The sequence below is a fragment of the Leptospira kemamanensis genome, assembly GCF_004769665.1.
GTDB lineage: Bacteria > Spirochaetota > Leptospiria > Leptospirales > Leptospiraceae > Leptospira_A > Leptospira_A kemamanensis.
The window spans coordinates 202,004-214,833 of record NZ_RQGG01000036.1; the positions used below are offsets into that span (position 1 = coordinate 202,004).

At 37.8% G+C, this 12,830-nt stretch carries 10 protein-coding genes; 5 read left to right on the forward strand and 5 right to left on the reverse strand.

All coding sequences use genetic code 11. The annotated features are described in order from the left end of the window. Positions 1 to 23 precede the first annotated feature (23 nt). The 5 genes from EHQ59_RS13775 (at position 24) to EHQ59_RS13795 (ending at position 4,688) form a co-directional block, all read left to right on the forward strand. Entirely contained in the window at positions 24 to 1,028 is a 1,005-nt protein-coding gene (locus EHQ59_RS13775) for an NADP-dependent oxidoreductase (protein ID WP_135620214.1), read from the forward strand. A 104-nt stretch (positions 1,029 to 1,132) separates the two neighbouring features. Continuing rightward, positions 1,133 to 1,468 (forward strand): Zn-ribbon domain-containing OB-fold protein, encoded by a 336-nt coding sequence (locus EHQ59_RS13780; RefSeq protein ID WP_135620215.1) that lies wholly within the window; start codon positions 1,133 to 1,135, stop codon positions 1,466 to 1,468. A 21-nt stretch (positions 1,469 to 1,489) separates the two neighbouring features. Next, positions 1,490 to 1,933, forward strand: coding sequence for a hypothetical protein (locus EHQ59_RS13785; protein ID WP_135620216.1), 444 nt, complete (start codon positions 1,490 to 1,492; stop codon positions 1,931 to 1,933). Positions 1,934 to 2,244: 311 nt separating this feature from the next. Continuing rightward, positions 2,245 to 3,993: a hypothetical protein gene (locus EHQ59_RS13790; protein ID WP_135620217.1), complete on the forward strand. Its 1,749-nt coding sequence runs from the start codon at positions 2,245 to 2,247 to the stop codon at positions 3,991 to 3,993. Between the two features lie 86 nt (positions 3,994 to 4,079). Continuing rightward, positions 4,080 to 4,688: a hypothetical protein gene (locus EHQ59_RS13795; RefSeq protein WP_135620218.1), complete on the forward strand. Its 609-nt coding sequence runs from the start codon at positions 4,080 to 4,082 to the stop codon at positions 4,686 to 4,688. A 140-nt stretch (positions 4,689 to 4,828) separates the two neighbouring features. Here EHQ59_RS13795 and EHQ59_RS13800 read toward each other — a convergent pair whose 3' ends face one another. The 5 genes from EHQ59_RS13800 to EHQ59_RS13820 form a co-directional block, all read right to left on the reverse strand. Beyond that, entirely contained in the window at positions 4,829 to 6,256 is a 1,428-nt protein-coding gene (locus EHQ59_RS13800) for a TolC family protein (RefSeq protein ID WP_135620219.1), read from the reverse strand. After that, positions 6,253 to 9,462, reverse strand: a complete 3,210-nt coding sequence (locus tag EHQ59_RS13805; RefSeq protein WP_135620220.1) for an efflux RND transporter permease subunit — start codon at positions 9,460 to 9,462, stop codon at positions 6,253 to 6,255. Before EHQ59_RS13805 ends, EHQ59_RS13800 begins: the two co-directional genes overlap by 4 nt. 11 nt (positions 9,463 to 9,473) lie before the next feature. Then, complete coding sequence (locus EHQ59_RS13810; RefSeq protein WP_135620221.1) at positions 9,474 to 10,586, reverse strand: efflux RND transporter periplasmic adaptor subunit; 1,113 nt, start codon at positions 10,584 to 10,586, stop codon at positions 9,474 to 9,476. Between the two features lie 120 nt (positions 10,587 to 10,706). Beyond that, on the reverse strand, positions 10,707 to 11,030 hold the full coding sequence (locus EHQ59_RS13815; RefSeq protein ID WP_244245544.1) for a hypothetical protein: 324 nt from the start codon (positions 11,028 to 11,030) through the stop codon (positions 10,707 to 10,709). A 171-nt stretch (positions 11,031 to 11,201) separates the two neighbouring features. Further along, entirely contained in the window at positions 11,202 to 12,830 is a 1,629-nt protein-coding gene (locus tag EHQ59_RS13820; RefSeq protein WP_135620222.1) for an alpha-glucosidase, read from the reverse strand.

Below are 12,830 nucleotides of genomic sequence, written 5' to 3' on the forward strand. Positions count from 1 at the left end.
TAAACCAATTTAAGGATTAAACGATGAAAGCATTTCAAGTAAATCGTTATGGGAAAAAAGAAACATTGGTGCTTTCCGAAGTTCTAGAACCAATTATCAATGATCATGAAGTTTTAGTGAAGGTACATGCAACTGCTGTCAATTTGCTTGATACATTGATCAAAAATGGTGACTTCAAAGTTTTCCTTCCTTACAAAACTCCTTTTACCAATGGACATGATATGGCTGGCGTCATTACGAAAGTAGGAAAGAAGGTTTCGCGATGGAAAGTAGGTGATGAAGTGTACGCGAGGCCTTCCGACTTTCACATTGGTACGTTTGCTGAGTATATTGCAGTGAATGAAGATGATTTAGCATTTAAACCCAAACATATTTCTATGGAAGAGGCTTCTTCCATTCCACTTGTCGGACTCACATCCTGGCAAGCTCTTGTGGAAATTGCGAATGTCAAAAAAGGTCAAAAAGTATTCATCCAAGCTGGATCCGGTGGTGTGGGAACATTTGCGATCCAATTGGCAAAACATTTAGGAGCCTTTGTCGCCACAACGACAAGTACTTCAAACTTCGAATTGGTAAAAAGTTTGGGTGCAGATCTGATATTTGATTATACCAAGGAAGATTTTTCCACGATCTTAAAAGAATATGATGTCGTATTGCATAGCAATCGAGATCCTTTGATTCTTAAAAAATCCTTGGGCATCTTAAAACCAGGTGGGTACTTAGTCTCTTTAACAGGTCCACCTACACCAAAGTTTGCTAAAGAAATTGGACTTGGTTGGCCTTTCCAAATTCTAATGCAGTTGTTAAGTTTGTCGGTGAGGAATGTCGCTAAAAAACTGAATGTACATTTCGAATTTCTCTTTATGAAAGCGAATGGCAAACAACTGACAGAAATTACATCCTTGATGGATGCAGGAATCATTCGGCCAGTCATCGATCGAGTTTTCCCTTTTGAAAAAACAAATCAAGCTATGTCATACGTAGAAACAGGTCGCAGTAAAGGTAAAGTTGTCATCAAAGTAATTTAGTGACCAATGAGTACAAAAACAATGTGGGTCAAATTTCTGTGAAACGACTAAATCATTGTCAGAAACAGTTTGCATTTAATTTTGCTAAATTCGAGTAATGTCTTATGAGCCCAACGGAAACCTTATCTGGCATTGTTTGCCACAAATGCCAATTCAAAGTAGCAGAAGTGTTAGATGGTTGTCCTTCTTGCGGTAGTGAGTCGATCGAAACTGTGGAACTCAAACAAACAGGAAGTATACTATCCTTTACAGTTGTCCATGTCGGATTTGGGCATATGGCAAAAAGAGCTCCTTACGTACTTGCCATTGTGCAAACGGAAGAAAATGTAAAATTGACAACCGTGATTGATGGAGTTTCTGATTTCAATTCTGTCAAAATAGGTGATAAAGTTCGATTCAAAGGCATGGATGAAAAAATCGGACCTGTGTTTCAATATTAACCACAATAAGATCAATATTCAATGAATGTTAGATCCAAATTGAAATTTGCACTCCCAAGTGAAGAAGTAACTTCCTATTATTTTAATTTATCACCAAAAATGTTTGATAAGTTTATGGAATTGCGGAATTGGATTTATGAGTTATCAGAGTCCAACGAAACAATTGGAGAAATAGAGGAGTGTTTGAAATGGGGAGAGCCAAGTTTTTTAACTCCAAAAACGAAATCAGGATCCACCATACGAATTGCAAAAGTTGATGATTCAGAATTTGTACTTTATTTCAATTGCAAAACCACGATTGCAAAAGAAATTTCGATAGAATTTCCAGAATTGAAATGTGATGGGAAAAGGGCTTTGTATTTCGCCACAAAAACGAAACTACCAAAATCGAAATTGATTGTCTGTTTAAAGAAAGCTTTGTTGTATCATAAACGAAACACTGAAATTTCCCGCGCCACCGATTGAAGCGGAAATCCTTTCCCGTTCAAATTTCATTTTGATTGAAAATGATTTTGGGAAAGATTGCAGCGGAAAGCGGGATCGCTTTTAGTTGGATCTGCCAAAACAATCCAATGCGAGGCGCCAAAAAAACAAATCGTCCTGATTTATGATTCCATACAAAAAAGTTTTTGTTCTTACGTATCTGAATATTTCCTTCTCATTCCTTTATCTACTAATTAGTATATAGTGCAATTGAAACCAAATTTGAATTTTCATTGACTCGTCAATTTATTTCTGTTTAAGATTTCTGACAATCTACAGAGAACAGGATCCCTATGAACACCAAATCTTTTCTTTTGCGATCGCTGATCGCAACTTCTATCCTTCTTTTGGCATTTTCCAATTGTGCCAAACGGAAAGTGAAAGCATTTGAGCCATCGATGCGTTTTTACTTTTTCCAACCGAATTTAGAATTGGAATTAATTAAAGAAACAAAGTTACCAGGAAAGGTTGTTGGCAAAGTGAGTGCCAAAGATAACATCGAAGTCACTGCCTATATCGAAATCATTGAAAAAGAACAGACACTTACTTTTTTTGAGGTGAATTGCCCAGAAAGATTGAAGAGCCAATGTGATGATGGAAAGGCATATTTTCCGAGCCATATGCGACTTGGGGCCGACGCAATTTCCAATTTGACGCAAGACGGTCGAACGATTGCACCAGACAAAACCGTTGGAACCATCGTTGGCAAAAACGATTTTGAAGTATTAAATTTACTTAGGGATTGGCTACGAACACCTGATAAGGTTAAATCAATTGATCTAACCAATGTTAAAACTGAATTATTCAATACGGCATTAGCACTCGAATACCCGAAATCAGATGATCGATTAAAAGTTGTCAATGAGTTGGTATTATTACCTGAGTTGGTGAATCAGACAAGTTCCAAAGATCCAAGGTTGGAATTCGTAGTTAAAAGATATCTTGTTCTAAGGGAAAGTGGTAAGGCAGGATCTGGATTGAGTTTAGCTGCGAATGATACAAATGGTTTATTCGAAAATTTACGTTTGCAAAAAGAGAAACTCGAAACTCAATTATTTTCTGAATTTGCCCTGCGCACCGATTCTTATAAGGGTTTAGTTTCTCAGTTCAACAAATTCAAAAACCATTATCTGATTCCGGAAAAGGTATTCCAACTCATTGCTAAAAACGGTGCGTATTCGGCAAAAGGCCTTCCATTTCAATATTTTTCTCTTTCTGAATCTGCGCAATCGGCTTTGGATATCATCAAAAAGTTCCAACCTAACTTTAATACGATGGAAGTCGTAGCCAATGGAAAACTTGAGTTTAAGGAAAACGAAGGTGTATTTTTAAAAATCTCACAAATGGATGGTAATGGAAATTTAGGTTCCGATGAGTCTTTAGAAGTCCTTTCCATCACTGCCGAAGAATCAGGTGGGTCTGTAGGGTTTCGAATCAAACTGAAAGCGGGAGAAGTGATTTTAACTCCACTCGCAACAACTGATTTCCTATTAACATCAGGACAAGGATTTAAAGAATTTTTAACAACAATACCAAAAGATTATAAAGAGATATTAAAAACCAATCCATATGAAAGGGCAGTCGTTCTCATTGCAGCCAAATTTGGTGAAGGTGGGTTCAATGAAGAATTAGGCGAAATGTACTATCGATTGTCAACAAATGATCGTTATTGGTTGATTTATGAATTGGTGCGCCAACACCCTAGGATCAAACGTGATAAAGAGTCCTCTGGTACATTTACGAGCGATTATGGAAGTTCTAATGATGGAACTTGTTATTATAGTTTCCAATGGAGGCAACCGAAAGGAGAATTCTATGTTTCTGGAAAGCCAGCTGCGTGTCATGGTGATTTAGAATCGACCCCAGAAAGAGAAGAAGAACTTTGTTTTTCTGAAAATGGAGGGAATGATCTTTATATTAGTTTTTTACCAACAGACTTAAGATCAGAGAATCCAAAAATCGATATGGATTTTAATATCTCCGGGGTTGTTTGCCAATACCTCAATGCCACAGTATTCCAATCAAAACGTATGTTAGAATGATGATAGAGACTTTGTGTCAATGAATCGAACCAACAAAACAAAGTAAAAGAAACAAATTAAAAAAAATTAAAAGAGCAGAGTATAAAATGAATCAAACAAATTTTAAACCGAAATCGCTGAAAGTAATTACTGTAACCTTTGTTACATTAATTACGATTGTTCTATTGACAATCGATTGTAAAAAAGAACCAGAAGGACCTACGGAAGCAGAAAAGGCAGAAGCACTGAGGATCCAACAGGAAAAAGAAAAACGAAACAAAGCAATCATCGCAGGATTGGAAAAATTAAATGAACCGATTTCCTCTGATGACATTGAAAAAACTTTGAGTGGAATTCGAATGACCCCATGGGGATCTTCTTCACTCGAGGAAGTGAAAGATTTTAAATTCTTCTGTGCTTCTTCTACTGTAAACTACGATACAAAATTTAGAGAGGATTATTCTGTCAAAGCGCAATCCGATTATACAGAACCTGAATACACAGGTGAATGGAAGGTTTTGGCAAAGTCGAAAGCATCATTTCATTTGGAAGATAGTTTCGGAACGAGAACCGTTGAGCTTACAGAGAAACCCCAAGTGTTAAAAATAACGTTTAAACACAAAGGTGAGGAGCATGTAGGATTTCATACCTTTTGTTATGAAGAAACACACCCGTATGCCGTTGAGGTTGTAATTCCAAAACTTCAGTTGCCGTAAAAAAAATTCGATCCTATTTATAAGGAAGTGATGATACCAAAACTTACCTTATAGATTTCGAGTTGATTGGGTGCGCTCTAATAGGGAGCGCCCAATTTTTTGGAAAAGAGAACTTTTAGTTCGAAGGTTTACGTTTTGAATTAAAAATTTCCATTTTTTCTTTGTTCCTCTTCTTCTGGTTGCCCACGCCATCCACCACCCAGTGCTTTGTACAAACCAACATTTGCTTCCAAAAGACTATACTTCAATTCAAAGGCTTCGACTTGCGCTTCTAAAAAGTCTCGTTGGCTAAACAACACATCAATATAATCGATGCGACCTGCTTTGAAGAGGATATTGGATATCTCTACCGATTCTTTTAGATTCTGAACTTGTTTATTTTTGGCATCGTACTTTTGAGAAAGATTTTTAATTTTTACAATTTGGTTGGTGACTTCCGTGAATGCTTTCAAAAGAGAAACTTCATAATTGTAAATGGCTTGGATTTGTAAGTTGTTTGCCGTTGCATAATTGGCTTCTATCGCCTTTCGGTTGATGAGTGGTGCGATGATTCCCCCACCTAAGCCATACGCTAACGAAACCGGTGTTCCTTTAAAATGTTTGGAATTAAAGGCTTCATATCCAATGTTTCCATCAATTGTGAGTGATGGATAAAATCGTGCTCTTGCAACTTCAATGTCAAGTTTCCGAGATTCCAATAACAAAGAAGCTTGTTTGATATCAGGCCTGTTCTCTAAAAGATCAACGGGAACCGATTTTTGAATTTCCGGTAGAGCGATTTCTAAAAAATCTTCTGACTTACGATTGATTTTTTCTGGAAATCTTCCTAAGAGAAAATTAAGTCGATTCTCTGTGATTGCGATTCTTTGGACGATATCATACTTACGTGCTAAGTTTTTGGAAACTTCCGCTTCAAAACGTTTTACCGCAAGAGAAGTGGTTCTTCCTGCTTCTCTTTGTAAAACTACGATTTCTTTTACCTTAGATAGAACTTCGATATAGTTTTCAACAAGAGCCAGTTGGTTATCAAGTGACTTCAGTTCAAAGTATGTGTCTGTAATTTCCGCAACTAAATTTGTGACAACGTATCGTTTTCCTTCGATACTAGCTAGATATCGTAAGTAAGCAGACTTCGTTGCATTTCTAAGTTTTTTCCAAATATCAATCTCCCAACTCATTACCAAACCAGCGTGGGTAAACAAGGTCGGTGAATTGGCGTTAGGTGTGCTAAATCTTTCTTTCTGTTCCACTCCGCTATCGGCTTGGAGTGATAGTTTTGGTAAGTATTCCCCTTGTCTTGCAAATACTTCGTTATTCGAAATACTAATTTCCTGTTCTAATACTGCAAGTTCCTGATTGTTTTCGATTGCTGTTTCAATCAAAGAAATCAGTTGTGGTTCATTGAAAAATTGGTTCCAAACTTCAGTTTGTAACTTTTTTGCTTTTTCAGATGTCTCCCAATTTTCAAAATTCTCTGGGAATTGTAAATCTTCCTTATCTCTTTCGTAAAGAGCAGGAATACAAGAAATGTTCCATAAAAGTAAAAAGAAAATTCCTAATCGTTTCATTTGATTTCCTTCCTTGCTTTTCTATTTTTTTTCTTTTCCTGTTCAGAAGTAAGAATGCTATAATCTGATTCAGATAGAGGCATATGATCCTCTTGATAAATGAGGCTCTTTCCTTTTGCGATATTGGCAAAGATGATGTAGAGTCCAGGCACTACGATGACACCAAAAATGGTTCCAAAGACCATTCCACCTAACGCACATGCTCCGATGGTATGGTTTGCAATCGCACCTGGTCCTGTAGCCAATACAAGTGGAATGAGTCCTGCCACAAATGCGAAAGATGTCATGAGAATCGGTCTAAACCTTGCTTTTGCCCCTTCTAAGGCAGCGTCAAACACACTGAGCCCCGCTTCTTGTCTTTGTCTGGCAAATTCTACGATCAGAACCGCATTTTTACCAAGTAAACCAATTAACATAATCATACCAATCTGGGCATAAATATCATTGGCAAGACCGAGCAATCGTAACAAGAAGAAGGAGCCGAAAATACCTGGTGGTAGAGAAAAAATCACCGAAAAAGGAATGATGAAACTTTCGTATTGAGCAGATAACACAAGATAAACGAAAACAATCACCACAATAAAGATATAAATGGCTTCATTTCCTCTGGAGGCTTCATCATAGGAAAGTCCTTCCCAACCCACTTCAAATCCTTTGGGTAGGGTTTTGGATACTTCTCGAATGGCATCAATCACATCTCCTGTGGTATAGCCATCACTCGGTAGTACATTGATCACTGATGATGTGTAGGCATTGTATCTTGTGATCTCATTAGCACCTTGTCTTTGTTCTAATGATAAAAAGGATGAGTAGGGAACCATCTCTCCTTTGTCATTCGGTGTGAAAAGACCCAGAATATCAGAAGGAAGTCTTCTAAATTCAGGAGAAGCTTGGACGTATACCTTAAAGAATTGATTGAAGCGGATAAACCCTTGTTCATAAGTACTTCCAACTAAGATATCTAAGTTGTCCATTGCCTCACCGATATTCACTCCTTTTTGCATGGCGAGTTTTCGATCTAGTTTCACTTCGAGTTGCGGAAATTTTGCTGAATAAAAAGAAAAGAGTCCTGTGAGTTCTTCTCGTTTTTTTAATTCCGCCATAAACTCTTCGTGGACTTTATCGAATGCAGTATAATCTCCACTATTCGTTTTATCTAATAAACGAAACATAACTCCTCCAGCAGCTCCAAAACCAGGAACCGCTGGTGGTTCAAAAAATTCGATGATGGCACCGAAGTTTTTTGTTTTGTGTTCGAGTTCTTCCATCACATCATGAACTGAGTTTTTCCTTTCGGACCAATCTTTTAAACTGATAAGACAAGTTCCCGCGTTAGATCCTTCCCCTTCAGTTAGAATTTCATAACCTGCAAGCGATGCCACGGAATCAACACCTTCAATTTTTAACGCAATCTCTTGCAGTTTACGTGCGACATCATTTGTTTTTTCAATTGTAGATCCAGGTGGAGTTTGTATGACCACATAGATCATCCCTTGGTCTTCTCCAGGTACGAAACCAGAAGGAACAAGTTGTGATAAAAATACAAACCCAACTGAGAAAAACAAAAGTAGTGAAACAATAAATACTTTTGAACCAGAAAAACGGTGCATTAGATTCACATATTTATCTGTTACAATTTCGAAATAAAAATTGAACTTCTCTAAGAAGAGATCGATTGGGTTATGTGTTTTTTTGTTATGCACATGCGGTTTTAAAATCATCGCTGTGAGTACAGGTGTCAATGTTAAGGCAACTAGTCCTGAAAGTACGATGGAAGTTGCCATGGTGATCGCAAACTGCCTGTAAAATACTCCCACTGGACCGGGTAAAAAAGTTACAGGAACAAAAACCGCTGTCATCAGAAGTGTGATGGCGATCACGGCTCCACTAATTTCACCTAATACCGCTTTAACGGACAAATAAACACTCAGGTGATTTTCCGCCATTTTTGCGTGAACGGCTTCTACCACAACAATGGCATCATCTACTACAATTCCGATGGCAAGAACCATTGCAAAGAGTGTGATCAAGTTGATAGTAAGTCCAAGTGCCATCATAAAGGAAAAGGCACCGATGAGTGAAACGGGAACGGCAATGATGGGAATTAAGGTAGAACGCCAATCTCCTAAAAATATAAAAACTACGATGGCGACGAGAATAAAGGCTTCTACGAGTGTATGGATCACCTTTTCAATGGCTGCATCGATGAAACTTGAAACATCATAACTCAATTTGTAATCCATCTCAGGAGGAAAGGTTTCTTTGAGTTCCTCCAATTTGGCTTTGATGTCTTCGATGACAACTTTGGCATTACTACCTTCAGTTTGTTTGAACATGATGGCTGCAGCGGGATGACCATCCACGTCTGAATAAATATTATAAAACTCACTATCAAGTTCTACTTTTGAGATATCCTTGAGATAAAGTAACTCTCCTCCATTTTTAGCACGGATGATGATGTTCTCATATTGACCAGGTTCATTGAACCAACCTTCATAGGTTAATGTGTATTCTAATGATTGTGCTTGTTTTCCCGAACTCTGTCCAAGGCGACCAGGTCTTGCGATGATACTTTGGTTTTCAATGGCTTTCATCACCTCTTTTGTTGTAACATTGTAAGCACGCATACGATCTGGATTTAACCAAACACGCATTGCATACTGCCTTGTTCCTAAGATCTTTGCTTGTCCAATACCGTGAATTCTCTTGAGTTCTGGTAACAAAAAGACTGTTGCATAATTGTATAGAAATTTCTCACTCGCATTTGGATCTTTGCTATATAAGTTCACATAGAGTAACATACTCGGTTGAACTGGTTGTACAAATATCCCTTCTAATCGAACAAGTTCAGGAACTCGATACATCATCTGGTCAACTCTTGTTTTTACTTGTACGAGAGCATCATTTGGATTGGTTCCTGGATCAAATAATACTTGGATGATAGCATCCCCAGAACTAGTGGAAGAAGAAATCATATATCGCATTCCTGCCACACCATTGATTGCTTGTTCGAGGGTTGTAATCGTTGATTGGACGAGCACCTGTGCGCTGGCACCAGGAAAAGAGAGTGTAATGGTCACACGTGGAGGTGCAATTTCTGGAAATTGCGAAACTGGAATGTTTTTAATGGAGATTAAACCAACAAACACCACCAAGACGGAAATGACGATCGCGAGAACGGGTCTTTGGAGAAATTTTGCAAACATAAAAGAATCTCCTAGTGAGCCGATAACTCGAAACTTTTCATGACATTCTCACGCGTTTCGATGTTAAATTTAACAGTTTCACCATCATGAACTTTTCCAAGTCCTTCTAAAAGGATGATGTCACTATCACTGATACCTGATTCGACAACAAACAAATGGGGAATTTCATTGGAGATTTTAATCTCTTTTGATTTTAATACTCCCTTACTTGAAATTGTATAAACATAACGTTTATCTAATACTTCAAATGTTGCTTTTTGTGGAATGAGTAATGCATCTTTTAAAATTTCTTTGATCACAACATTTCCCGTTTCTCCATGACGAAGTAAACGTTCTGGATTGGGAAACGTAGCTCGAAACGGTATGGTTCCAGTTTCGCTATCAAATTCACCTTCGATGGTGTCGGCGATTCCTTCGTGGTGAAAGAATTCTCCATTTGCCATCAAAAATTTTACTTTAAGTGGTTTGTCACCTGATCTTCTCGCATTGGAAAAGTTGAGATAATCTTTTTCGGAAACATTGAAGTAAACCCAAAGTTTGGAGATATCAGAGATGGTTGTTAAAAGAGTTCCTTCTTCTACCAAACTTCCGAGTCGCACTTGGAATCGATCTGTAATTCCCGTGAAGGGTGCGGTCACAGTTGCTAAATTTAAATGCGCTTGTGCTAATTCCATCGCTGCTTTATTTTTTTTCAATCGAGCTTTGATGAGTGAAAGTTCTGTTTGAGAAACAACATTTTCTTTAAACAGTTTCTCCGTATTTTCATATTCGATTAAAGTAGATTCATATTCCGCTTTTGCTTTTTCATGTTGTGCAGTCACAAGCATTGGCATTACTTGGAAAAGTTTTTGCCCTTTTTTTACAATTTTTCCTTCATCCATATAGATATGGGTGAGATATCCTTTTTCAAATGCTCTCACTTCGATACGTTGAATGGCTTTTACTTGAGCTACATAGTTTTTATCTATGGTTACCTCTTGCCTCCAAGGATAAGTAGCCATAAGTGAATTTTTATCCTCATGGTTTTTGGAATGGCAATTGCTGAGCAGTAATGTCGGAATCAAAAATACCAAAAATAGAATTTTTGAAAGTATAGAGTCTTTAAGACCTGTAAAAAATTTCATGGTGTCCCCACTTTGCCTAACCGAAGTTAGTCAAAATTTAAATGTTCTTCGAACGCGAATTGAATCGTGTGTAATCGAGAAAAAATTTATGTTAAGTGGAGATTGGTGGTGCGCGGTTCTTTAGATTTTGGTGGAGAGTAAATGTAATGGGAAAAGAGTATGAAACAGAAATAAATTCAGAAGTAAAGGAAAGGGGAAGGTTTTGAAAGAATGAAGAAATACTGAATTTCTGTTGGAATTGATTTCGCTTTCTTCTTCACTTGTTTCCGTGACTTCTTGGATGACATAAGAAAAATCATATAAACTACTATGTTTGTAGGATTGGTTTTCTTGGTAAGAATCACGAAACGATGCGTAACCTTCCGTATTCGTACTAAAGAATACGAGAGATAGGAGAATGACGGCCAATCGGCTAATGAATGTATTTACCATCACGAATCGCATCTATTGTCAGCGAAATCCCCAATCAGTTATTGTCAACAGTTTAAGCAAATGCTTCTAATTCTCATTTAATTACGATCACTAGACACCACTACCAACCCCAATTACACACATATGCACTTTCACAAGGACACTGAGTGTATCGAAGTGTCGATGTTCGCAGAAATCCTTTCTTTATTTTGCAAAGATCACTGCTTCGTTGGGAAACAAACGTAAATCCCCAGTATCCAATTCTTTATCCAACTCAAAAGATGCGTCACGTTTTTTGGAACTAAACAAAATTTCATTTAGAGACCATTTTCTTGGGTAAGACACACTGACAGGTTTTGTTGAAAAGTTTAAGAAGATATAGGTTTCTTCTTTTCCTTCCCTTCTTCTGTAGTATAAAACCTGTTTGTCGGCACTTAGATGTATTCTTAGTTTTCCTTTTCGTAACGACTTTCTTTCCTTTCGGATTTGTAAAAGTTTTTGATAGGTATAAAAGAGAGAATTGGGATCTAGTTTTTGTGCTTCAACATTTCCTGTCTGTGCATCTTCGTACAAAGGAAGCCATGGTTTTCCCGTTGTAAATCCTGTGGTTTCCGTTCCATCCCAAGGCATGGGAATTCGTTCCGGATCACGTCCTGGGTGGAATGGCCAATATCGTTTGCCAACAGGGTCTTGGATTTTGTTGAATGGAACTTTTTGGCGTTTCATCCCAATTTCTTCCCCATAGTATAAAAAAGGAGTACCACGTAACGTTAACATCATACAGGCAGCAAGCCTTGCTCTGTCGAGAGTGTGTTCTCCTTTTTCATAACGGGTGATATGCCTTGGAAAATCATGATTGGAGAGAGTATAATTCGGCCAATTGTCTTCGCCTAATGCTGATTCAAAATCTTTTACAATTTGAAAAAATCGTTCAGCTTTCCAGGAAGAAAACAAAAACATAAAATTAAAAGCAAGATGGAGTTCGTCATTACGGCCGCAATAGGTAGCAGGAAGTAATACATTTCCTGGAAAATCTTGCATGATCTCACCAACAAACATCCGTTTTTCGGTGTAGGAATCCAAGAGTTTTCGCATTCTCCGAAGGATACCATGCATCTCTGGTCGATCACGATCATAGGCATGTACTTGTTTGTCGTATGGCCTAGGTCCTTTCATAAAATAGGAAACGTTATTTCGATAGAATTCGTCTTTTACGTATAAATTGACAACATCCAATCGGAATCCATCTACTCCCATATCAAGCCAGTACTTCATCATACGAAAGATGGCATCTTCTACTTCGGGGTTACGCCAATTGAGATCGGGTTGTTCTTTTAAAAAGGAGTGAAAATAATATTCCCCTGTTCGTTTGTCGTACTCCCATCCCGAACCGCCAAAGGCCCCCAACCAATTGTTTGGTGGTCCATTTTGTTTGGATTCTTTCCAAATGTACCAATCCCGTTTGGGGCTATTCACAGAAGATCGGGATTCAATAAACCAAGGGTGGAGATGGGAAGTATGATTTACCACTAAATCCATAATGATGCGAATCCCACGTTTGTGAGCTTCCTTTAACAGACGTTTGAAGGTTTGTATGTCACCGAAAACAGGATCAATTTCTTCATAATCAGAAATGTCATATCCAAAATCAAACATAGGAGATGGATAAACGGGTGATAACCAAATGGCATCAATGCCAAGGGAATCTTTGGATCCAGCTAAATAATCCAAACGTTGGATGATTCCTTCTAAGTCACCAATCCCATCCCCATTGGAATCTAGGAAACTACGTGGATAAATTTGATAGATGACTGCTTCTTTCCACCATGCCAT